Origin of the sequence: Paenibacillus spongiae, from assembly GCF_024734895.1 — a bacterium.
GTDB lineage: Bacteria > Bacillota > Bacilli > Paenibacillales > Paenibacillaceae > Paenibacillus_Z > Paenibacillus_Z spongiae.
Window position 1 is genome coordinate 619,662 of sequence record NZ_CP091430.1, and the last position, 21,595, is coordinate 641,256.

20 protein-coding genes are annotated in these 21,595 nt (G+C 54.4%); 12 read left to right on the forward strand and 8 right to left on the reverse strand.

All coding sequences use genetic code 11. The features are described from left to right. Positions 1–13: 13 nt before the first annotated feature. The 4 genes from corA to lepB all read left to right on the forward strand — a co-directional run bounded on the left by corA (position 14) and on the right by lepB (position 3,495). Complete coding sequence (corA, locus tag L1F29_RS02775; RefSeq protein ID WP_258386881.1) at positions 14–964, forward strand: magnesium/cobalt transporter CorA; 951 nt, start codon at positions 14–16, stop codon at positions 962–964. A gap of 115 nt (positions 965–1,079) precedes the next feature. Continuing rightward, the gene (locus tag L1F29_RS02780) at positions 1,080–1,370 is read left to right on the forward strand and encodes an alpha/beta-type small acid-soluble spore protein (RefSeq protein WP_258386882.1); all 291 of its coding nucleotides are present in this window, start codon (positions 1,080–1,082) and stop codon (positions 1,368–1,370) included. A gap of 186 nt (positions 1,371–1,556) precedes the next feature. Beyond that, positions 1,557–2,105: an RNA polymerase sigma factor gene (locus L1F29_RS02785; RefSeq protein WP_258386883.1), complete on the forward strand. Its 549-nt coding sequence runs from the start codon at positions 1,557–1,559 to the stop codon at positions 2,103–2,105. Further along, positions 2,092–3,495 carry a signal peptidase I gene (gene lepB / locus L1F29_RS02790; protein WP_258386884.1) on the forward strand — a complete coding sequence of 468 codons (1,404 nt, stop codon included), beginning with the start codon at positions 2,092–2,094 and terminating at the stop codon, positions 3,493–3,495. Before L1F29_RS02785 ends, lepB begins: the two co-directional genes overlap by 14 nt. 828 nt (positions 3,496–4,323) lie before the next feature. Here the strand turns inward: lepB and arfA are convergent. After that, positions 4,324–5,835 carry an arabinosylfuranosidase ArfA gene (gene arfA, locus L1F29_RS02795; RefSeq protein WP_258386885.1) on the reverse strand — a complete coding sequence of 504 codons (1,512 nt, stop codon included), beginning with the start codon at positions 5,833–5,835 and terminating at the stop codon, positions 4,324–4,326. A 163-nt stretch (positions 5,836–5,998) separates the two neighbouring features. Between arfA and L1F29_RS02800 the strand changes: the two genes are divergently transcribed. Next, a complete protein-coding gene (locus L1F29_RS02800) occupies positions 5,999–6,949 on the forward strand; it encodes an ArsR/SmtB family transcription factor (protein ID WP_373876471.1) in 951 nt (316 codons plus the stop codon). After that, complete coding sequence (locus L1F29_RS02805; RefSeq protein WP_258386886.1) at positions 6,949–7,908, forward strand: TRM11 family SAM-dependent methyltransferase; 960 nt, start codon at positions 6,949–6,951, stop codon at positions 7,906–7,908. Before L1F29_RS02800 ends, L1F29_RS02805 begins: the two co-directional genes overlap by 1 nt. A 22-nt stretch (positions 7,909–7,930) precedes the next feature. On the opposite strand, the gene L1F29_RS02810 is transcribed toward L1F29_RS02805, so the two are convergent. The 4 genes from L1F29_RS02810 to L1F29_RS02825 all read right to left on the reverse strand — a co-directional run bounded on the left by L1F29_RS02810 (position 7,931) and on the right by L1F29_RS02825 (position 12,031). Further along, complete coding sequence (locus L1F29_RS02810) at positions 7,931–8,911, reverse strand: aldo/keto reductase (RefSeq protein ID WP_258386887.1); 981 nt, start codon at positions 8,909–8,911, stop codon at positions 7,931–7,933. Between the two features lie 254 nt (positions 8,912–9,165). After that, positions 9,166–9,987 carry an ABC transporter ATP-binding protein gene (locus L1F29_RS02815; RefSeq protein WP_258386888.1) on the reverse strand — a complete coding sequence of 274 codons (822 nt, stop codon included), beginning with the start codon at positions 9,985–9,987 and terminating at the stop codon, positions 9,166–9,168. A gap of 17 nt (positions 9,988–10,004) precedes the next feature. Beyond that, on the reverse strand, positions 10,005–11,051 hold the full coding sequence (locus L1F29_RS02820; protein ID WP_258386889.1) for a FecCD family ABC transporter permease: 1,047 nt from the start codon (positions 11,049–11,051) through the stop codon (positions 10,005–10,007). Then, positions 11,048–12,031 (reverse strand): FecCD family ABC transporter permease, encoded by a 984-nt coding sequence (locus L1F29_RS02825; RefSeq protein WP_258386890.1) that lies wholly within the window; start codon positions 12,029–12,031, stop codon positions 11,048–11,050. The genes L1F29_RS02820 and L1F29_RS02825 overlap by 4 nt, the downstream gene beginning before the upstream one ends. Before the next feature lie 234 nt (positions 12,032–12,265). Between L1F29_RS02825 and L1F29_RS02830 the strand changes: the two genes are divergently transcribed. Then, the gene (locus L1F29_RS02830) at positions 12,266–13,294 is read left to right on the forward strand and encodes an ABC transporter substrate-binding protein (RefSeq protein WP_373876472.1); all 1,029 of its coding nucleotides are present in this window, start codon (positions 12,266–12,268) and stop codon (positions 13,292–13,294) included. 110 nt (positions 13,295–13,404) lie between these two features. Here L1F29_RS02830 and L1F29_RS02835 read toward each other — a convergent pair whose 3' ends face one another. Further along, positions 13,405–14,277 carry an aldose epimerase family protein gene (locus L1F29_RS02835; RefSeq protein WP_258386891.1) on the reverse strand — a complete coding sequence of 291 codons (873 nt, stop codon included), beginning with the start codon at positions 14,275–14,277 and terminating at the stop codon, positions 13,405–13,407. 128 nt (positions 14,278–14,405) lie between these two features. Between L1F29_RS02835 and L1F29_RS02840 the strand changes: the two genes are divergently transcribed. After that, positions 14,406–14,591 carry a YjfB family protein gene (locus tag L1F29_RS02840; RefSeq protein ID WP_258386892.1) on the forward strand — a complete coding sequence of 62 codons (186 nt, stop codon included), beginning with the start codon at positions 14,406–14,408 and terminating at the stop codon, positions 14,589–14,591. Between the two features lie 130 nt (positions 14,592–14,721). Here L1F29_RS02840 and L1F29_RS02845 read toward each other — a convergent pair whose 3' ends face one another. Continuing rightward, positions 14,722–16,011, reverse strand: coding sequence for an S-adenosylmethionine decarboxylase related protein (locus L1F29_RS02845; protein ID WP_258386893.1), 1,290 nt, complete (start codon positions 16,009–16,011; stop codon positions 14,722–14,724). A gap of 388 nt (positions 16,012–16,399) precedes the next feature. Between L1F29_RS02845 and L1F29_RS02850 the strand changes: the two genes are divergently transcribed. From L1F29_RS02850 to L1F29_RS02865, 4 genes are all read left to right on the forward strand, one after another. Then, entirely contained in the window at positions 16,400–16,720 is a 321-nt protein-coding gene (locus tag L1F29_RS02850; RefSeq protein ID WP_258386894.1) for a PadR family transcriptional regulator, read from the forward strand. Beyond that, positions 16,717–17,274, forward strand: a complete 558-nt coding sequence (locus L1F29_RS02855; RefSeq protein ID WP_258386895.1) for an HAAS signaling domain-containing protein — start codon at positions 16,717–16,719, stop codon at positions 17,272–17,274. The genes L1F29_RS02850 and L1F29_RS02855 overlap by 4 nt, the downstream gene beginning before the upstream one ends. Further along, positions 17,274–18,224 (forward strand): DUF4097 family beta strand repeat-containing protein, encoded by a 951-nt coding sequence (locus tag L1F29_RS02860; RefSeq protein WP_258386896.1) that lies wholly within the window; start codon positions 17,274–17,276, stop codon positions 18,222–18,224. The genes L1F29_RS02855 and L1F29_RS02860 overlap by 1 nt, the downstream gene beginning before the upstream one ends. A 277-nt stretch (positions 18,225–18,501) precedes the next feature. Continuing rightward, complete coding sequence (locus L1F29_RS02865) at positions 18,502–19,962, forward strand: HD-GYP domain-containing protein (protein WP_258386897.1); 1,461 nt, start codon at positions 18,502–18,504, stop codon at positions 19,960–19,962. Between the two features lie 346 nt (positions 19,963–20,308). Here the strand turns inward: L1F29_RS02865 and L1F29_RS02870 are convergent, their stop codons facing one another. Beyond that, positions 20,309–21,196: a helix-turn-helix domain-containing protein gene (locus tag L1F29_RS02870; protein ID WP_258386898.1), complete on the reverse strand. Its 888-nt coding sequence runs from the start codon at positions 21,194–21,196 to the stop codon at positions 20,309–20,311. Positions 21,197–21,595 lie beyond the last annotated feature (399 nt).

The window sequence follows — 21,595 nt, forward strand, 5'->3', positions numbered from 1 at the left end:
GGAGCACCCTAGCATGATTCGTACGCTTGTTGTGACCAAAGATCATCAGGTGATGACCGATTGTCCGCTTGAGACAATCGATCGGGAGCAGACGCTGTGGTTCTGGGCCGATTTCTGCGAGCCTTCCGATGAAGAATCGAAGCTGCTGGAGACTTACTTTCATTTTCACCCGCTCGCTATCGAGGATTGCCTGATGTTTCTGCAGCGCCCTAAGCTGGATCATTACGAGAATGTGCACTTCTTCGTCCTACATGCGCTTCATGAGCATACGCTCAAATCCGAAGAAGTCGACCTGTTTATTGGGCCGGGGTTTGTGGTGACCTTCCATCAGAAGCGGCTGCAGGAGCTGGATGAAGCCTGGGTCAAAACGACGGCGATGCCGCGATTCGAACAATACGGTTATGTGAAGGCCGCGCATAATGTGATCGACAAGCTGGTTGATTATTATTTTCCGGCGCTGCATGCGATTGAAGATCAACTGCTCGATTATGAAACCGGTCCGGGGAGCCATACGGCGTCCAAAATGATGAGCCGCGTCTTCGAAATCCGTAACAAGCTTCTGAAGCTGCGGAAAACCATCGTGCCCATGCGGGATCTCTTATACCGGATCATAAGCTCCCAGCGTATTGACGGATTGAGCCATTACCATATTTTCTATGCCGATATTCATGACCATCTGCTCAAGCTGTCCGAGATGCTGGATTCCAACCGCGATATGACCTCGGATATGCGGGACCATTATATGTCGTTAAGCTCGAACCGGATGAATACGATTATGAAGACATTGACCGTCATTACGACGATCTTCATGCCGCTGACGTTCCTGGCCGGCATCTATGGGATGAACTTCACGAACATGCCGGAGCTGGAGTGGCATTACGGTTATTTCGGCGTATTGATCCTGATGGCCGTGCTCGGTGGCGGCATGTTTATCTGGTTCAAACGCAAAGGCTGGTTCGAGTGACAGACAGGCGGACAGCATCCTTCGCCTTCACGCTTCCAACCTGCATAATCCCGGATCGATGGGGTACGTTATGAACAACAATAACGCAGCAGGAGCATAAGGAGGCAGAGCGAAGATGGCAAGAAGAGGACGGAGAAGGCTGGTCGTTCCGGGCGCGGAACAGGGAATGAGCGCATTCAAGGCGGAAGTGATGCGCCGGGAAGGGTTTACGGTCGATCCAAGTCGGCCGGACGACGTGAAATATGAGGTCGCCCGCTCGTTGGGCGTGCCGCTTAAACCAGGCGGCGATAACGGAGAGCTGACGACGGAATCCGTCGGGCATGTCGGGGGGCGCATCGGCGGAACGATGGTCCGCGAGATGATCCGTCTGGCTCAGGAAGAACTGGTGAAGCAGCCTCGCGCTTAGTGCATGGTTAATGATTATGGTGCTTGAAGATAAAGGCCGTTAATATAAGATTCAAAGGCATGACAGAGGATCATAGATCGGATCGGCCGGTTTCCTTAGATGGAAGCCGGTTTTTTGTTTTTCTGGGAAGCTTGCAACTTTTTCGAATTCATTTAGTCTATTTCACGTGAAGAAGGGGGGAGCGCATTGCCGGATGATGGCTTGATTCATTTGACCGCCTTAAGTCCGCCGGATTTCCGCAGAGTGATGGAAGAGTACGCGGAGGATGTGTGGCATTATGCTTATTTTTTGACGAAGAAGAAGGAAGCTGCCGATGACCTGGCCCAGGAAACATTCGTGAAGGCGTTCAGGCGGCTGGACTCGTTCCGAGGGGAAGCCTCCGTGCGGACATGGCTGATGACAATTGTGCGAAATACGTGGTACACCCACCGGCGGACAGCATTTGTGCGGAAAGTTGTTTTGGTCGGTTTTAATAGTACGAAGCAAGCCATGCCGTCGGCAGAGGCGGATTATATGAAGAGAATGCAGGCGGATCACGTATGGCAAATCGTTCTGGCGCTGCCGGTCAAATATAGAGAGGTGCTTATTCTGCAGGCCCATTACGAGCTGACGATGGAAGAGATGGCTAACCTGCTCCATCTGTCGGTGACGGCGGTGAAGTCGCGTCTGCGCCGGGCAAGAAGGATGGCGGCCGCCGCGCTGAAGGAAGGGGAGACAAGCGATGAAGAAAGCTGAACCGGACTGGAACCGGCTGCTTCGGAAGCGGCCTTATGGCGAGCGGATGTTTACGGCGCAGATGTGGGATCAGGTGGAGAAGCGGCTTCAGTCGCCGGCTAACTCCCGCAGACGATCCGTACGGAAGGGGTTATACGCCGGATGTGCGGCACTTATTGCCGGCTTGGTTCTGCTTGTCGGCTTCTTGGATGTGCCTGCTCTGCGGCCCTATGGCAGCGGCCAATTGGCCAGCTTGTTCGAAGACCGGTCGCCGATCGTAGACAAGCTTACGCCGGAGGACCTCCCGCTTGCCGGGGAGCCTACGTTCTCGCAGATTATCCATGTGGCGGCTAATGATGGCATGGCTCGGTCATCTACAATGGTCATGCCGACGCCGATCGTGATCGATCCGGATTATTACGACTCCCGGGAGCCTGCGAGAGGCGATGTGGTTTATTTCAAGACTCAGCCTGGCGGCAGTAATTCCGTCTATGAACCCTACGATCTCTCACGGGTAATCGGGATGCCGGGCGAAACGGTTCGTCTTCGTGACGGGCAGGTGTACATTAACGGACGGAAGCTCGAAGCCTTCTATGGCTCGGCGCCTAGAGGCAGGGAGGACTTGGAGAGCTGGAATACGAGCATGGCAGAGGAGGTGAAGCTTGGGGAAGGGCAATATTTTCTGCTGGGCGACATGTGGGGGCACAGCTACAATGACAGCCAGGCGGCCGGCGGTATCGATCGATCGATGATTCTGGGCAAAGCAGTCGGCTATACGAAGACGGCTCCTGAGCAAGATACGGATTGGGTGGAGCTCTACAATAAAGACGATCTTCGTCTTCTTGCAGCTAAGCCGGAGGGAAGCCTAGACACAGGCCTGTATCAACGGATCAAGGTGGTATGGGGCGATCGAAGCCGCGAGTTCTATTGGCGCTCGGTAACGAATGAGACCTATGCGCCGGAGGTGTACTTCGCCGATATGGATCAAGACAAGGCCAAGGATGCGGTCATCGTGCTGACTACGGCATACGGAAGCGGCGTCCATGTGACGGAACCGCATATTATCCGGAACAATATGACGGAAATTCCTGTGCGCAATCCGATCAAAGAGACGCTCGGTGTTGCAGTGTCCGAGGTGAAGGTCAGCAATGGCCAGGTGGACGCCATGGTTACGCTGGATGGGCAGACGATCACCAAACAATTCAAGGAATCCGATGCGGGAATTTGGTTCGACAAGCTCGGCCTCGGTTCGGTGATTTCGTATCGATTGGATGAAGAGAACCGATTATGGGCGGATATGGCAGGCTTCGTGTCGCCGGGTACCGTAATTGCGGAGATATCCGTCCGGTTTGACCTGCGGGACCGGGAATACGTGCCTGTGGATTATACGATGCGGGAAGTTAGCGAGTGATCGTGAGAAGCGTTATGAGATGATCATCCGCTGGCCCCTTCCTGGAAGACGCTTCAAGAATCGGTTGATTTTCGCGTGACGGTCGGCCGGGCTGCGATAGGAAGGATTAGCTGCGCTTAGCCAGTCTTTCGACTGGCAGCGGGACAGCCCTTGGCTATCGCCGCACGCTGTTCCAGCACGGTGTCTATCTGATTGGGACCCATACGATCGCATCACTTTGCTGGAGCTTAGCCCGGAGGAGCTAGCGTATTTCTCCGACCAGCTGGCTGTTGCCGGATTACCTTGCATGCTATCTTTTCTATCATTCGATCGATACAGATGTATGGATGTTGATGTTGTACAATGTGCAACATCAATTCATCATTTATCCGCCATTGGCCGAATTGTTGTACTTGATACAGGAATGTGGTTATGAAATCATGGATTAGCCGCTATGCAGGGGGAATTCTTGTAGAATGTGCAACAATTTCTGCATCATCAGCGTTTTTATCCGACCAGTGTTGTATAACATACATGATTACAAAGCCTTAACCATATCCAATAAAACTTTGGTTTTGAATACTATAACACCATAATTATGGGGAGATTGAAAGAATGATTTCAAAAACTGTAGAGTTATGTTCTAGATGGTAACCTCCGTATAACGTAGACTAATGAAAAATGACAAGCCAATTATATTGCAATTGACTTGTCATTTTTACTTTCATTTCGAGTATTTGCAGCTTAAAACGGAACCCGTTACCCGAGGGGAAGGGAGGGCGCCGTATCTCGAATGGCTAACCAAATATCATTTCGGTGTTCTTTCGTTTGCTGCCAGGCAGAGCATCATTATCCCAGCTTGACGCGGATGACGTTCCACGAGGCTTGCGCGAGCGCCGCTTCAATACGGCTGCCGTCCGTTACCGTCGCGTTACCTCCGTTATGCGGCTTGACCCGGTCCGGCGCGTCAGCGGTATTGGCCGCCTTCAGATCGGAATGCTCGAGCACGATATGCTCCAGAATGCGGCAGGGGCCGAAGCTGCGCAGATCGATACTGAGCGGCAGTGCTCCGTTCAAATCGCGATTGACGGCGAATATCGTAACTTCGCCTTGTTCTTCGTTGTGTACGGCGACCGCCTCCAAATAAGGCACATCGGTATAATCCTTCGAATCGTATTTCGGCGATTGAATGAGCGGTACGAGCGCTGTCCCGCGGCCGTACGCGCTCGCATGCATGTACGGGTAGAAGATGGTCTGTCTCCAAGCCGCGCCTCCGTTAACGGTCATAATGGGCGCAATGACGTTGACGAGCTGGGCCATGCAAGCCATTCGTACCCGATCGGCCCGCTTCAGCAAGCTGATCAGCATACAGCCTACGACGAGCGCGTCTTCATGCGTATAGACGTCCTCCAGCTGCGGCGGGGCGATCTGCCACGGTTTGATTTTGCCGTCCGCCTCGTTAGAGTGGTACCAGACGTTCCATTCGTCGAAAGACAGGTTGATCTTCTTCTTGCTCCGTTTCTTCGCTTGCACATAATCGGCCGTCGCGATGACCGTGTGAATGAATTTGTCCATCCCCATCGATTGGGCGAGGAAGTTTCCGGAGTCATTATTGCGGTTCCCGTAATAAGTGTGGAGGGAGATATAATCGACATGATCATAGGTCAAATCGAGCACGGTGGCTTCCCATTCCGGGAAGGTCGGCATGCCGATACCGGAGCTGCCGCAGGCGACCAGCTCGATGGAAGGGTCGGTCCACTTCATCACTTTGGCAGCTTCCGCCGCGATGCGCCCGTATTCAACCGCGGTTTTGGCGCCGATCTGCCAAGGGCCGTCCATTTCGTTGCCAAGGCACCAGGTCCGGATGCCGTGCGGCTGTCGGTACCCATGCTGAATACGCAGGTCGCTCCACTGCGTCCCGGAGCGGAAATTCGCATATTCAACCAAGTTTCGCGCTTCCTCCGGTCCCCGGGTGCCGAGATTGACGGCCATCATCGCTTCGGAGCCTGCCTTGCGGCACCAGTCGACAAACTCGTTCAAGCCGACCCAGTTCGGCTCGATGGTGCGCCATGCAAGCTCCTGCCGGCGCGGGCGCCGTTCAACCGGTCCGACACCGTCCTCCCAGTTGTAACCGGAGACGAAGTTTCCGCCGGGATAGCGGACAATCGGCACGTCAATCTCTTTGACCAATTGGAGCACATCGGTGCGGAACCCCTGCTCATCCGCTTCAGGATGCTCCTTCTCATAGATACCGCCGTAAACCGCCCGTCCAAGATGCTCAATGAACGAGCCGTATATGCGTTTATCGACTTCCCCGATCCGAAAATCCTTATCCACGATCATGGCTGCCTGATTTGACATAAAGCGCATCTCTCCCTTAAATTAATAATAGTATTAACTGGTTAATGAGATAACGTTTTCAAGAATAGTAAACATGATAAGCATCATTCTGGCAAGCTTTTCTTATCGGCTATCTTGAATTAATATAATTGTTAATGATGAATCGGCAGGGGAGATCGACACAATGATGATCAAAGCGAATACGGAACGCCAATGGCTTCCCTTATACGAGGCGCTGGCCAGCGAGGTGCGGCTGCATATTCTGGAGCTGCTGGCCGCGCAGCCGATGAATGTGAAGGATCTGGCGTCCGCGCTCGGGCTGAGCAGTGCGATTGTGACGATGCATACGAAGAAGCTGGAGACAGGCGGCCTCATCCGGACGGAGCTGATCCGCCGTAACGGCGGCACGCACAAAATATGCTCGCTTGCCGTAAGCCGCGTCGAGCTCACGATTCCGGTGGAAGCCGATAAGCCCCGCGAATTTCATGAGGTATCGATTCCGGTGGGTCACTACACCCGGTTTGACATTCACCCCACATGCGGTCTGGCAACAACGGAGCGTATCATTGGACAATTCGACGATCCGCGTTACTTCTTCGAGCCGGAGCGGATGCATGCCCGGATCTTGTGGTTCGGCAGCGGATTCGTGGAATACCGGATTCCGAACTACGTCCTGCCAGGCCAAATCTTGGAGGAAATCGAAATCTCGCTCGAGGCGGGCTCAGAGGCGCCGGGAACCTCCGAGACTTGGCCGTCCGATATTCATTTTTACTTGAACGATACGCTGCTTGGCGTATGGACGAGCCCGGGCGATCCCGGAGACGGGCGGGGCCTGCTGACACCCTCCTGGTGGACCGTTAATCAATACGGATGGCTCAAAATGCTGCGCGTAACCGATTCAGGCACGTTCATTGACGGCCAGCGGCTGTCGGATGTGCGGCTTGCCGATATTGCCGTAACGCGCAACGACTGGACATTAAGGATCGGAGTCCCGAAGGATGCGGAACATGTCGGCGGCGTCACGTTATACGGGGAAGGGTTCGGCAATTATAATCAGGACATCGTCTTCCGTACATACCGGCGGTCCAATGATCGTGATCAACCGGGGAAGCGGATGGGAGGGGGCAAGGCTTAATGAGCGCATTCCAAGAATACGGACAGACGCCCTCTTATTTGTACACGGTTGCATGTCACGAGGATGAATTTGAGCTGTGCCGGCTGGAGATGAGGACGATGCTGGGCAGCGAGCCGGAGGAGAACGGCGTCATAAGCGGGAAGAATGTCGACCCAAGCCGGAGTCCGTTCATCAAATACAAAATCGCCATCCGTTACGAAGGAGCAACGACGGAGGAGCTTGCCGAACAGGCAGGCGCCATCGAGCTCGGCGGACGGACGTTTAAGGTTGTATTTGTCGAAACGGACGGTGGCATTCCATATGGTGAACAGCGAGGGATTGAAAGGCGAATCGGCATGCAAATACCCGGTAAAGCGGAAATGCGGAAGCCGGAGGCCGTGTTCGGCATCGCGCGCATCAGAGGGAGATGGGTGTTCGGCGAGTGCCGGCAGGGCGAGGCGGTATGGCTGAAGCATAAACAGAAGCCGCAGCCCTACTCGACAGCGCTCGGTACGCGTGTGGCGCGGGCAGTCGTCAATATTGCCGTGCCGGAGCCGGAGGGGGTGCGGGTCGTCGACCCATGCTGCGGGATTGGAACGGTTATTATCGAAGCCTTGTCGATGGGAATGAATATCGAAGGGTTCGATCTGAATCCGTTAGCGGTGCGCGGGGCAAGGGTCAATCTCGCTCATTATGGTATGCCGGACGTTGTCCGCATTGCGGATATACGGTCGCTTGAGGGGAATTACGATACGGCTATCGTAGACCTGCCGTACAATCTATGCTCGGTTATGCCGCCGGAGGAGAGGTTGGACATGCTCAGCAGCGCGAGACGTCTCGCCCGACGTATCGTCATCATAACGACAGAAGTCATAGACGATGATGTCGATCAAGCCGGATTGGTTATCCGCGACCGCTGTGCGGTCCGCAAAGGCCGGTTCGAACGTCAGGTGCTCGTATGCTCTCCTTCCGAGGCATAGCCATCGTATGGCCAGATATTGCCTAACGGGCGTATAGGCTGGAGATGGAAGAGAGCTTTGCGATTTCGTCCGCATCCAACGCGAAGCGCATCGCCTTCACATTCTCCAGCGCTTGATGGGGCTTGGATGCGCCCGGTATAGCGAATACCGTTTCTCCATGTGCGTTTATAAGCCAATTCAGCGCGACTTGGCCTGGCGACGCATCATATTTCGCAGCCAGCTGGTGCAGGAGATCGATAAGGGGCTGTGTCCGCTTCAGTCTCTCCGGCTTGAATGCCGCGGCCCATTTGCGGGGGCCGGAAAGCTGCTTGACCAGCTCCGGATTGCCATGGAATTTGCCCGTCAATAGTCCCTGCTCGAGCGGGGAGTACGCAATAATCGCGACCCCAAGCTCCTTGGCGGTCTCCATAACGCCGTTGCGCTCGATACGCCTGTCGAGCAAGCTGTATTTCACCTGGTTCGACGTCAGGCGGAGTCCAAACTCGCGCAGCGTCCGGTCGGCTTCGCGCATTTTGGCAGCGGAGAAGTTGCTGACGCCCACATGCTTGATCTTACCGGCTTTCACCAGCTTGGCCATCTCGCGCATTTCGCTTGCCGCGGTCGAGAACGAATATGGCTGGTGCACTTGATGGAGATCGATCGGCCAGCCCTTTAGACAGCGCAGTCGATCCTCGATCGTTCCCGATATGCTGGGTGCGGAACGCATGATCGGCCACCATTTTGTCGCGACATGGGCGCTCTTGGCCAGCTCTCCGGCCGCGTTCAGCGCATCGGCAAGCATCCGCTCCGACTGTCCGCCGCCATAGATCTCGGCGGTATCGAACCAATTGATACCGCCCGCAAGGCTGGTGCGGACAATATCCTGAATCGCATCGTCTCCGAGCACAGGCCAGAATTTGCCTACGATCCCGCTGCCTTTGCTGAACTGCCAGCAGCCTAATCCGAGCGGTGAAAGCTGTAAATCAGAATTGCCAAGCCGGCGAAGCTGAATACCGTTCTTCATGATCTTCCCTCACTTTCCAGCATCAATGAATCGGATCTCTTCTCATCATAACGAAAGAAAAGGCCGCATGACAAATGCGACCTTGATTGCATTTCGCTTATAGCGTGATAGGTGAGCGATATAGCTTGTTTAAGCTCCAATAATGGCTTCCATGTCCTGGTGCACGGCAGCGCGAAAAGGGCTGAAGACCAAGCCGCGAACGACTTCGGGCAGGACGATGACCTGGGCATGAACGACTGCCGGCAGGCTGCCGACTAGAGCGCTACCGCCTCGAGAGGCGCTTCGCCAGCCCGATGTCCTTTGCCATGCGGGATGCAGAGCGGCGTTCCGTATATCGGATCGGGAATGATGTGCGACTTCAGGTGGAACACCTTTTCGATCAACTCGGCGTTGATGATATGTTCCGGCTGTCCCTGAGCATATACAGCCTGGTTACGTATAGCGACGATATTATGGGCATAACGGCAGGCCAGGTTGATATCGTGCAGTACCATTACGATCGTCCGCCGCTCGCTCTGATTCAGCTCGAACAGCAGATCGAGCACTTCAATCTGGTGCGTCAGGTCGAGATAGGTCGTGGGCTCATCAAGCAGTATCGTATCGGTATCTTGTGCGAGCGTCATTGCAATCCAAGCGCGCTGGCGCTGTCCCCCGGAGAGCGAGTCTACCGTCCGCTCAGCCAGCTCCGTCATTCCCGTTGCATGCAGCGCCTGCTGTACGCAGCGCTCATCCTCCTTCGACCATTGCTGGAGCCAGCTCTGGTACGGGTAGCGCCCCTGCTTCACAAGCTGAAGTACGGTAAGTCCTTCGGGCGCCGTCGGCCCTTGGGGAAGAATCGCCAGCTGTTTGGCCACTTCTTTGGTCGAGAGACGGGCGATATCTGCGCCATTGAGGATGACGGAGCCGCTTTGGGGCTTCAGCAGCCTGGCCATCGACCGCAGCAGCGTCGATTTCCCGCATCCATTGCTCCCGATGAATACCGAAATCTTGCCCTCAGGTATCGTCAGGTTCAAGTCCTCGAATATATTCGCTCCTCCGTAGGACAAAGTCAGCTTATTCGCTTTAAGTGTGCTCATCTATATTCCCTCCCAGTTTAGGCTTGATTTCGGAACCGGTACAGCATGTATAAGAAGAACGGGGCGCCGATTGCGGCGGTGAAGACGCCCGCCGGTACATCCAGCGGCAGAAAGGCGGTGCGGGCGATCAGATCGGCCAGCAGGAGAAGTATGGCTCCGATCAGCGCGCTTACGGGAAGCAGATTCCCGAAGGACGGGCCGACCAGCTTGCGTGCCATATGCGGCGCCATCAGGCCGATGAAGGATATCGCTCCGCCGATGGCGACCGCAGCCCCTGCGAGGGCGACGCTCAATAGCAGCAGGATCAACCGGTGGCGCTGTACGCGGGCTCCGGCGCTGGTTGCGATTTCGTCGCCCAGCGCCAGCACGTTCACATGGCGCGCTTGCAGCCATGTCAGCGGCAGCAGCACCGCTACCCAAGGCATCAGGTTCATGACATCATTGCTCCAAGAAGCGCCGTATATGCTGCCCGTCATGAAGGTAAGCGATTTGCTCGCCAGAATGAGCGGGCCGGAGATGATGAGCATATACGAGATGGACTTGAACGCGGCGGATAACCCGGTACCGATCAAGACGAGCCTTAGCGGCGATACGCCCTCCTTCCAAGCCAGAATATAGAGCAGGAAGGTTACGGCAAACGCGCAGGCGATCGACATGAGCGGCATCCAATGAATCGATACCGTATCCGAGAACAGGAACATGAACAAGACGGCGCCTAGCGAGGCGCCCTCCGTTATGCCGGTCACGTCGGGCGAGGCGAGCGGATTGCGGACGATTCCCTGCAGAACGGCTCCCGCAACGGCCAGTGAAGCGCCGATAAGAACGGCAATGACGATGCGCGGGAGACGGAGCTGATTCACGATCACATCATTCATCGGACTGCCATGGCCAAACACTGCCCGAACGACATTGACCGGGGAGATATACTGGCTTCCGATGCCGGTGCTGACGATCATAATGAGTATCGTCGCCGCCAGCAGGGCAAGTGTGATCCACGCGTGCCGCTTCTCCAGCAGCAGTGACAGTTTGGCTTTATCGAAACGTAAGGATATGAATTTGCTCATGTAAGACGCTTTCCTTTCCGTGCGATGTAGACGAAGAATGGGACGCCGATCACGGCGGTCATGACGCCTACGGGAACTTCCTTGGGCATTGCGATATAACGCGAGCCGATATCCGCCGATACGAGCAGGATGGCCCCCAACAACGCGCTGTATGGCAGTACCCAGCGATTATCGATGCCGATCAAATAACGCACGATATGAGGAACGATGATGCCGACGAAAGCGATCGGGCCCGCTACCGCAACGGAGCCGCCGGCCAGCAGGATGACGGCTGCGGCTGCGATCCATTTGATGGTTGCGGTGCGCTGGCCGAGACCTTGCGCGACATCGTCCCCCATAGCCAAGACGTTGAGATGGCGGGAGACCAGCAGCGCCAGAACCATACCGGCAATCATATAAGGAATGGCCGTCACGAGCATGCCAAGATCCCGGCCCGCTACCGAACCGACAAGCCAGAAGAGCAGCTGGTCGAACATCTTGCCGTTGGACAGCATAATCCCCTGCGTCAAGGCGGAGAAGAAGGCGGTCATCGAAGCGCCGGCCAATGTAATCTTGATCGGGGTCATGCCGTCGCGTCCGATGCTGCCAAGCAGAAATACGATTCCGCCGCTGACGGCGGCTCCGATCAAGGCAGCGATGGAGTATGCCTGCAAGCCGCTGATGCCGAGCAGCACCGAAGCCATGATGATCGCGAAGGCGGCCCCGGAATTGACGCCGAACGTGCTTGGCGAAGCGATCGGATTACGTGTTATGACCTGCATAATCGCGCCGGCAACCGCGAGGCAGGCACCGACGGATGCCGCGATAAGCGCGCGGGGCAGTCGGGTCGTCTGAATCACGAGATGCTCTCGCGAGCCGTCATAATGAAAGAAGGAATCCCATACCGTCGGCAGGGGGATATCCGTCACGCCAAACACGATGCTGCAGACCATAGCGAGTACGAGTACGCATGTGGAGAGCAGAAGACCTAATAGTTTCATAATAGCCTGCCTTTGCAAGATGGACTGATTCCGTTCGAATAATAAGGAAAGTACGCTATGAATTTTAGAGGAATGAAGCGGGAGTGTCAATGATTTTGAGAATCGTTCTCATAATTTTCATTGACAGCTTCGGTGCCTATCACGTATAGTTTTTTAACGGAAGTGATAATTATTTTCAATTGACTACTTAAGAATCGGCACGATGCGGTCCGATCATTCGGGAGGAAGTTAAAGGTGAACACAGGAAAACGAAACAAACGAACGCTGACATGGGGCATGTTGGCTCTGGTGCTGGTTATGGTTTTGTCCGCTTGCGGCAACGGCAATGCGAATACCGATAAGTCGTCGAACGATAGCGGGAATACGGAGGGGAACGCGGCTAACGGCGGCCAGGAAGCCGCGGATAACGAGCAGGTGCGTACGGTCAAGCACGCTATGGGCACTACCGATATCAAGGGTACGCCGCAGCGCGTCGTCGTTCTGACGAACGAGGGCACGGAAGCGGTGCTCGCCTTGGGCGTGAAGCCGGTCGGCGCGGTGAAGTCTTGGACGGGCGACCCGTGGTACGATCACCTGAAGGCGGACATGGAAGGCGTGACGGAGCTGGGCGAAGAAGGCCAGCCGAATCTGGAGCTGATTGCCGGACTGAAGCCGGACCTGATCATCGCCAACAAGATGCGTCACGAGAAAATTTACGAAACGCTGAAGAGCATCGCCCCAACGGTGGAATCCGAGACGCTGCGCGGCGAATGGAAAATTAATTTCAAGCTGTATGCCGAGGCGCTGAACAAGCAAGCGGAGGGCGACGAGCTGATCGCCGCTTTCGACAAGCGGATCGAGGATTTCAAGACGAAGGCCGGCGACAAGCTGAAGGAGACGGTATCGGTCGTTCGCTTCATGGCTGACAAAACGCGCGTCTATCACACGGATACGTTCTCCGGCATCATCTTCGACCAAATCGGTATTGCGCGCAACCCGATGACGCTTAATGCCAAGGAGCAGTTCGTCGATGAAATTACGAAGGAGCGCCTGCCGGAAGCGGATGCGGACCGTCTGTTCTACTTCACTTACGATACAGGCGACGGCAAGGCGAACGAGACCGAGGAAGCATGGACAAGCGACCCGCTGTGGACCAGCCTCGGCGCCGTTAAGGCAGGCAAAGCCTACAAGGTCGACGACGCGATCTGGAATACGGCCGGCGGCATTAAAGCGGCCAATCTGATGCTCGACGAATTGTACGATATTTACGAAGTTCAGCAATAAGACCACCATTTCTTATATTGTTCATACAAAAAGACGCCTGCTCGTTTAACGAGCAGGCGTCTTTCGTATGAACGGGGAGCTGCCAAGAGCAGCCCGTACCGGTCAGCCATCTACGCGCGGCTGTAGCGAATGGCGAGCTCCGCCTCCAAAGATTCTCCGGCAGGAATCAGCTGCAGCTCTTCCTTGCGGTTCAGCTCCGCATTCAATGCCATCCATGGCTCGACGCAGATGAAGGGCTTGCCGTCCACCTGCCACAGCACGACATATTTGAACACGTCGCTGTATGTCATTTGCACGACGCCTTGCCCCTCAGGCCCTGGGAATGAGATCGCCCTCTCGGAGGCATCAAGCAGGGCAACGGATTCCTTCAGCCCTTCCAAGTCGATTTCGTCATGGATCGGTTTGATGACATGATCGTTATAGTCCAAGAACCGGGAAGCATCCGTTCCATACGCGATACGTTTGGAGCCTATGCGGAAATAGGGATGAAAACCGGCATAAATCGGCATGCTGCTCTCGGATCGATTCCGGTACGATTGCCGGATCTGCAGCGAGCCGTCCTTAAGGGCATAGGTGAAGAGCAGCTCGAAGTCGAATGGATATTCGATCCGGGTGTCTTCGCTGCTGCGCAGACGCAGTGTCAGAGCAGCCTCGCCCTCTTCGGACAGGGAGACGACCTCCCACGGCCGGTTGCGCGCGACGCCATGGTTGCGCATCGAATAGGTCACGCCGTCCCATTCGTAGCGTCCGTCCACCAGCTGGCCGGAGATAGGGAATAGGATGGGATTGCCGCCGCGTATATTCGCCTCCGGGTCGATGAACGTCGCTTCATCCAAATAGAACAGCTCCTCGCCGTTCAGACGGCAGCTGATCGCGATGGCGCCGCGTTCCGGACAGATGGTAACGGAGGAATCCGTCGCCGCTTCCGTTAATGTATAAAGGGTATACGTCGAATCGTGCTTAAGCACTTCATACTGCTTCATATCCTACCTCCAACGATGGTTGTCCATTTAGTTACTCAAGGCCAGCATATCATATTCGTCCGCAGCTCTAAAGTGCGGCCTGTGAACAACCGATGAAAGAGACAAAGGCAGAGGAGGACGTAAATACGATGGATATTCAAAGCATTGGCGCAATGGCTTCCGGCATGGCAATGGCGAATCTGAAGCAGGCGGCGGGTATTGCCGTTCTAGGCAAATCGCTGGATAACCTGCAGCTGCAGGGTCAAATGCTGGCACAGCTGATGGAGCAAAGCGTGCAGCCGCATCTCGGCGGGAATGTAGACATTCGTCTATAAAAAACGACTTTTTCGCTCTCACAGGAAGAGACCGCGTCTGGCATTGGTCAGACCCGATCTCTTTTTTGCGTGGATAGGAGGATTGGATAAAGCCCGGCAGCTCGAAAGCGGTGCGGATGATCGACTGCCGTTACTCGCTTTCACTGGTTCTCCACCCCTCCGGCCAATCGCGCATCCGCTGCAGCAGCAGCCCGTCGGAGGTGTCGTTCTCGCCGGTTACGAATTCGGCCATATAATACGAGAGATAGTCCCCATATCGGCTCTCTTGGTTCAGAAGCAGCTCGTCTACCCAATAAACGCCGGTATTGATTTCGTCAAGCAGCAGCGCGCATACTGCGCCGTAAACGCCGCACGCAACCTGCAAGTAGGTCGCATTCGTACCGTATACAGGGGCGACTTCATCGCTGCGCATAACGTTATACATATAGCGTTCCTTGTCGGGATAGACAAGCAGAACACCGACCAGATCAGCTCCGTCTAGCGGTGCATCGTTCGGATCGAGTAATTGATGCTTCCATGACCACAGCTCGTCGGAATCTTCTCTATGCTGACGAAGAATGGCGGTTACCGGGTTGCTCACCTTGTATAAAAATCCGGATTCTACGCCGAGGAGACGGCTGAGGGTCAAGGCTTCCTCATGGGGCATCAGGCAGCCGTGAAACAGATGGGCGCCCAGCTTGACCCGGAATCTGAGATCATAGACATGATTGTATAGAAATAACGGGACTCCGCCTGAGGCGAGCATCGGATAATTCAATAACGCTTCATCGAGAAAGCATTCGGGGGCCCATGTGCTGTAAATCGTCCGCTCTTCAGCAAGCTTAGGATCGGCATAGAAGGTATCGTCCGACTCGACAATATAACAGCCAATCGGTTGTTCGTCAGGGTACGCGTTCCTCAGCTTCAAGGCCATCCACTGGACGACCCCGGGATTCATACCGGAGCTGATTATAGCCTTCGCTCGCGTAAACCCGCCGCGCGCTTCTTCGAACCGGATGAAACGTTCGATCAGCGTAAATCCTTCGAGCTCCTGCATTTCATCGACTTCCTTATTCTCCAGCGCCGTATTGGCGTAGGCAATGCCCAGCTCGTCGCAGACCGACAAAACGGATACCGTATCGGCCCAGGATAAGTCAATGACAAGGCTGGCGCCGATTCGCTTCAATAATTTTTTCAGCAGACTTGTATCGTTCGCATCAAGAGTATGCAAGGACATGTCCCGGGACAGAAGAGGACAATGCTCGCGGTAGTAGGCTTTTGGGCGCTGCTTAAGGTCGACGCAATGGATGCGGCAATGGGCCAGATGCCTGTGCAGGGGACTGCTTGAATCGCCGGCCGAACGGTTCAGAAGCGCCAGAACGGCTTTCGCGACGCCGCCGCCGCTGCCCAGAAGCGCAATAGTGAGTCGCTGCTGGTTCATATAGATCACCCCATTCTTATGTTGGTATAACAGCATATGCAGAAGAGAGATGACTTGTCCGAGTCGAATAGCGGGGGGAGTTTGTCCATGACGGCAAGACAGCATATAGCGGTGGCGTGATCGCGATGAAGTGAAGGGAGGTTAGCGATGAAACTGACTGCGTTTACGGTGGGCTCCCCGCTCGCGCTGCACAATCACGGCCACTCCGTGGGCAGGGCCTCCGAGCAGGAGCCGGACACGCCGAGAGTGGGGGAAATGTAATTTTTTTCATCACTATATTGCATAAATGAATAGTAAGTCATATACTATAGCTGCAAGGTTCATTTTTTTTAACAAGCTATTCTGTATTGTTGAATACTAAACGATAGGGTATAGGGAGAGCTGCTTGATGAATGTGCAGTTTAAGAAAGGCGTGCTGGACTTATGCGTCCTGGCGTTAACGGCTTGGGAGGATCGATACGGGTATGAACTGGCTGTGGCGATTTCCTCCAAATTTGAAGTGGCTGTCGGCAGTGTTTATCCGCTGCTCAACAGGCTTACCTTGGAAGGCTACTTCTCAACTTATTTGCGTGAATCACCGGAGGGGCCTCCGCGCAAGTATTATAAGCTGACCCCGAAGGGGCATACGCATCTTATGGAGCTGGTTAGTGAATGGAATACGTTCACGCATGCGGTTAATGAATTGATTAAGGATGGTGTAGGAAAATGATCAAAGAGCAATACCTGCAGCAGCTGTGGAAGCATCTGGATAAGATCCCGGAGCCGAAGCGGCGGGAGATCATGTTCGATTATGAGGATCACTTTCGAATCGCAGCTGAGCTTGGACGCAGTGAGGAAGAGGCAGCCAGGGAGCTTGGCGATCCGCAGATGATCGCCAGAGAGATGCTTCTTGGCTACCGGGTTGAAGAAGCGGAGAACAGCGGCGGAGTCGTTCGTCTCTCGAAGGCTGTGCTCGCAACCGCCGGTCTAGGATTTTTCAACCTCGTCTTCGTACTCGGGCCTTATATCGCTCTCCTTAGCGTGCTGTTGTCGCTTTGGGTGGTTTCCGGAGCATGCGGCATCCTGGCAATCGGCGCGATGTACGAGGGATTTTTCGGGGATGCGGTAACGCGCATGCAAGCCTCATTTATCGCCATATCTGCGATAGGGGTCGGGATGCTGCTAGGTGCAGGCACGCATAAGCTGACGAGGGGCGTTTTCAAGATGACGTTGAAATATTTGCGGTTTAACACGAGAGTGATCATGAATAAGGAGAGAAATTAATGAGAAATTGGATCATCGTTGGATTGATACTTTTGGTTGTCGGATTAATCGGAGTAGGCGTAACGTTCAAAGGGACTAACTTCACGTTCAATACGGTCGATATTGAGAAGCAGCAGAAGGAGACGGAAGGCGAAGGCGTGGAGTTTGTCCGCATCGAGAACGAAAGTGCCGATGTCACGATCGTACCGAGCTCCTCCGGCAAGATCAAGGCGGAATTGAGCGGGAACGTGAGCCAGAAGTTTGTAGATAATATTAAACTGAGCCTCGATCGGGACGGAGATGAGGTGACGATCAAGGCGGAAGCGGGTTCGGGCTTCTCCTTCGGGATCAGCATTATGAACCTGGATCTGAAGATCGAGCTGCCCGAGCGGGCGTTCCGTGAGCTCGCGCTGAATTCGGGCAGCGGCAATATCGAAATGCGGGATATGCTGGCGGGTACAATGGTTATTGAGGCGAAGTCGGGCGATCTGAACTTGAAAGAATTGACCGGAGACGAGATGTCCATCTCAACTTCTTCCGGCAACATCACGCTCGGCAAGCTGACCGGGAAGCAAATCAAGCTTAAAGCAAGCTCGGGCGACATTGAACTGGATAAGTCGAAGGCGGATGAGCTGTCGGTCGATGTCGCCAGCGGCAATATCGAACTGATGGATGCCGATGCGAAGCTGAAGGCCGATACGAGCAGCGGCAATATTACGGTCAGTCTTGCAGCTATCGCGCATCCCATGACGCTGAGCACCGGAAGCGGCAATGTGACGATCGAGACCGATCGGCAGCCGGACTCCGCGCAGATCCGTTACAATTCGGGATCCGGCGATCTGAAGAACAGCTGGCGGGATAATCCGTCCTCTAGAGACGGGGACGACAACGAGACGATCGTATTCGGCGACGGCAAGACGATCGTCGAGGTAGAGACCGGATCCGGCAATCTATCGCTTGACCGGCGTTAATGCCGTCCGGAAACGACATATAGACAGAGGGTGCCAAACCTAATAACGGGTAGGCACCCTCTTTTTCGCGCAGATAGAACTTTGACCGTGTACCCAAATAATGCTTCATATTTCTTAGCAGTTCCTGTCGAATACGCTACTTTAGCACTAAATATTCCCTCTGCCTCCGCCGATAAAAAGAATGAGATTCGTCATACTTGCGTTGGTTGATGATCGATATGGTGTTGAATTGGTGTCAGTCATCTCAGATTCATATTTTCGAACAGGAGGAACTTCCATGCTGGGAAAAGGAAGGTCGCTGCTTGGACCGGTCCTGATAACGACATTGCCCATTATTGGCTACGAGCTGCTTCGCACCTCGCAGCAGGCTGACATCGCGGTTACTTCACCTACCGGCCATTTCTACCTTGTCAGTATCATTGCAGGGCTTGCCATAATGCTGGCGATCGCCGTCGGCATTACCGGCTATCGTCTGCGGAATATTAAAGTCGAATTTTTGGCTCTGGCCTACTTATCCCTTGCGGAGGTATTCGTGCTGCACGGCTTGGCTACGCCGGGATTACTGCTGCATACGGCCAGCTTGTCGGGAATCGCCGCGCAATTGAGCATCCTGCTTGCCGTGATGTGGTTGTGCTTGTCGGCTGCGTCGACGGATCACCCGATCGTGCGGATTTTGGCGCGGCGGAGGAAGTGGCTTATGCCTGCGTGGGGCCTTCTTCTCGCATTGTTCTGCATAGCCGCCTTCAGCCGTCCGGATCTCGTTCACTCGCTTCCGATCAATCGCGCTCCCTATGTATGGATTGCCGCAGGTTTGACCACCGCAGCCTGCCTATGGACGATGTACCGCTATTGGCATTCGTACCGGGCTGCGAAATTCCCGCTGCAGCAAGCGATCGTATACAGCACAGGGTGGCTGATTGCCTCTCAATATATTATGGTGACAGGTACGGCCTGGAAACTCAGCTGGTGGCTGTACCACGGTCTTCTTCTTGGATCGATGATTATGATGATCGGCGGGCTGATTCGTCAGTATTTCTCGCAAGGCTCCTTCCGCTCCTCCTTCAAGGTGCTGTTCCAGTCCGATCCCCGCGCTTGGCTGGAAGCCTGCATGACGCCAAGCGTGCGCGCGCTAATTATGGCGACGGAAATTCGCGATGCCTATACGGCCGGTCATAATATGCGCGTTGCCTTGTATGCGCTGCGGCTGGGAGAAGAGATGATGCTTTCAACCGACCAGCTCCGCGCCATTGCCCAGGGAGGCGTCGTGCACGATGTCGGGAAGCTCAAGGTGCCGGATTCCATTCTGAACAAACCCGGCAAGCTTAATCCGGATGAACGAAGCACGATCGAGCGGCATCCTGTATGGGGCTACGATATGTGCAAACGGCTCGGCTTTTTCTACGACGAGCTCTCCATTATCCGTTCTCATCATGAGAAATGGGACGGAACAGGGTATCCCGATCGGCTGGCAGGATCGAACATCCCGCTGCTCGCCCGAATTACCGCCTTGGCCGACGTGTACGATGCGCTAACTTCTTCGAGATCCTACCGGAAGGCCATGTCGCACGAAGAAGCGATGGTCATTATTGTCAGCGGCAGCGGCGTGCATTTCGACCCTGCATGCGTAGAAGCTTGGGAACGGCTGGCGCAGGACGATTCGTCGTTCCTTCTCGAGACCGCGGCCAGCGACCGGCACTTCAAGCTCGTCGATCCCGCCCCCAACATTCAAACCGGCTAACTCTCCGATATCCGGGGCGCGACTACGGCCATTGGGGCTGTAAAGATGAAGTAATGTTGCACGTTATACAATACCCTCTGCCCTCTACATCAGCATTAATCGCACATGTTCTACTGTCAAACCGGATCCCGAAACTAAGCGTTACCTCATAGTGGATAGCTATTATTAGGGAGGTAAATGCTGATGAGAAGGTTTACGAGTTTACTGGCAGGAAATGTATTATGCGCTTCACTGCTGATGCCGACTAAATAAAGCAGTCTCTCGTCCGACGGACGTGAGGCTGCTTTTTTGCTAGATCAGAAAAGTTGCGTCGGTCAGGTGGCACTTGTCTGAGCTCGTTCATGTTTTATTTCCAGATATCCTGCCCCTTGACGTTCAGCTCGGTGGCGATCAGATCGGCTGTAAGCTGATGGGGCTTGCCTATCTTTCCGTTACGCAGCTTGGAGATCGTCTGAACCGAGATGCCGGTCGCTTGAGACAGCTGCTGGGCCGACATGCTGCAGCGGGCCATCAGCACCTTCAGCTTGACGGAGGGATCTACCGGATCGGAACAGGTGCGCAGATCTGTCACGACAAAGCCGTTGTTCTTCAGGCTCTCGTCGCCATTGTAGAAGGGCGAGAGGATAAGCGTCACCTCCAGGTAGACCAGATCGGCGAGCTTCCTCGTGCGAAACATGAACTGCTGCGGCTGGCGCAAGCTAAGGTATTGCTTGATCGCCTCCTTGATATACGTCAGATCGTCTTCATGGACGATCTTGAAGATCGACTGGTACTGAACCGTAAAGTCCGAATCAAACAGAGGCATCGGGTAATTCTCTTCGATATGTTGAATAATGAACTGATTATCGACAATGCCGGACAGCAGCACGCTGCCCGTTCTGACCTTTTCGTCGATCCACATCCTGGCTGTTATATCCTCCGCGATCAATAGGCGGGTAGGGAGATCGTAGCTTTGTACCGACCGGCAGGTTAGCCGGACATACAGCGTCCGATCATATTTGGTTACAAGAACATGCGGGCTGGATATGCCGTCGTTATTGCATGTGCTTTCCCATCCATGGAACAGACGTGAAGGAGGGAGCTGGAACAGCTCCTGCTTCGAATATCCCGCTAATTGCAAGAAGGCTGCATTTACTTTGTCAAAACGCTGCTCTTGCCCGTACTCGATAATTACGGCCATGGGCACATTAAACGAATGGAAGATCGTTTCGAATGCGTTCGATAGGGCGGTCATTACGATTCACACCTCTTCTGGTCTGCTCTAGTTGTCATGTAACATGGTTGGTTACTAGACAAAGTATAGTCATGAAACGATCAATTCGACAAATGTTTAAATTATTAAACTTCGGTGCATGCGGCGGTATTTAGGGACGATTTATGGTCTTGAGCTAGGGATAACCCAAGTAAACAGGCCGTTTTACGAACTTTATGAAAAAGAGACTAGTCCCCATAATAGAACTAAAGAACTAGAAGATGGTGAATTCAACCTTCTCTTCCAAAGAAAGTGGGGACTGCGGTAAGCCTGTCAAGGCCAAAAAGTATTGTGCGATGCATCATCAGCGCTGGCGCAGACACGGCGATCCGAACATGATCAAAGTGCGAAAATCAGGTATTCCCGGCATCTGTCAATGGG

What these genes read in the sequence shown, in the direction of transcription:
- L1F29_RS02825 (WP_258386890.1), bottom strand. Translation starts at nt 12,031, where the DNA reads ATGAAACTATTAGGTCTTCTGCTCTCCACATGCGTACTCGTACTCGCT.
- corA (WP_258386881.1), top strand. Translation starts at nt 14, where the DNA reads ATGATTCGTACGCTTGTTGTGACCAAAGATCATCAGGTGATGACCGAT.
- L1F29_RS02815 (WP_258386888.1), bottom strand. Translation starts at nt 9,987, where the DNA reads ATGAGCACACTTAAAGCGAATAAGCTGACTTTGTCCTACGGAGGAGCG.
- L1F29_RS02865 (WP_258386897.1), top strand. Translation starts at nt 18,502, where the DNA reads ATGCTGGGAAAAGGAAGGTCGCTGCTTGGACCGGTCCTGATAACGACA.
- L1F29_RS02780 (WP_258386882.1), top strand. Translation starts at nt 1,080, where the DNA reads ATGGCAAGAAGAGGACGGAGAAGGCTGGTCGTTCCGGGCGCGGAACAG.
- arfA (WP_258386885.1), bottom strand. Translation starts at nt 5,835, where the DNA reads ATGTCAAATCAGGCAGCCATGATCGTGGATAAGGATTTTCGGATCGGG.
- L1F29_RS02840 (WP_258386892.1), top strand. Translation starts at nt 14,406, where the DNA reads ATGGATATTCAAAGCATTGGCGCAATGGCTTCCGGCATGGCAATGGCG.
- lepB (WP_258386884.1), top strand. Translation starts at nt 2,092, where the DNA reads ATGAAGAAAGCTGAACCGGACTGGAACCGGCTGCTTCGGAAGCGGCCT.
- L1F29_RS02820 (WP_258386889.1), bottom strand. Translation starts at nt 11,051, where the DNA reads ATGAGCAAATTCATATCCTTACGTTTCGATAAAGCCAAACTGTCACTG.
- L1F29_RS02850 (WP_258386894.1), top strand. Translation starts at nt 16,400, where the DNA reads ATGAATGTGCAGTTTAAGAAAGGCGTGCTGGACTTATGCGTCCTGGCG.
- L1F29_RS02860 (WP_258386896.1), top strand. Translation starts at nt 17,274, where the DNA reads ATGAGAAATTGGATCATCGTTGGATTGATACTTTTGGTTGTCGGATTA.
- L1F29_RS02835 (WP_258386891.1), bottom strand. Translation starts at nt 14,277, where the DNA reads ATGAAGCAGTATGAAGTGCTTAAGCACGATTCGACGTATACCCTTTAT.
- L1F29_RS02800 (WP_373876471.1), top strand. Translation starts at nt 5,999, where the DNA reads ATGATGATCAAAGCGAATACGGAACGCCAATGGCTTCCCTTATACGAG.
- L1F29_RS02810 (WP_258386887.1), bottom strand. Translation starts at nt 8,911, where the DNA reads ATGAAGAACGGTATTCAGCTTCGCCGGCTTGGCAATTCTGATTTACAG.
- L1F29_RS02845 (WP_258386893.1), bottom strand. Translation starts at nt 16,011, where the DNA reads ATGAACCAGCAGCGACTCACTATTGCGCTTCTGGGCAGCGGCGGCGGC.
- L1F29_RS02805 (WP_258386886.1), top strand. Translation starts at nt 6,949, where the DNA reads ATGAGCGCATTCCAAGAATACGGACAGACGCCCTCTTATTTGTACACG.
- L1F29_RS02855 (WP_258386895.1), top strand. Translation starts at nt 16,717, where the DNA reads ATGATCAAAGAGCAATACCTGCAGCAGCTGTGGAAGCATCTGGATAAG.
- L1F29_RS02870 (WP_258386898.1), bottom strand. Translation starts at nt 21,196, where the DNA reads ATGACCGCCCTATCGAACGCATTCGAAACGATCTTCCATTCGTTTAAT.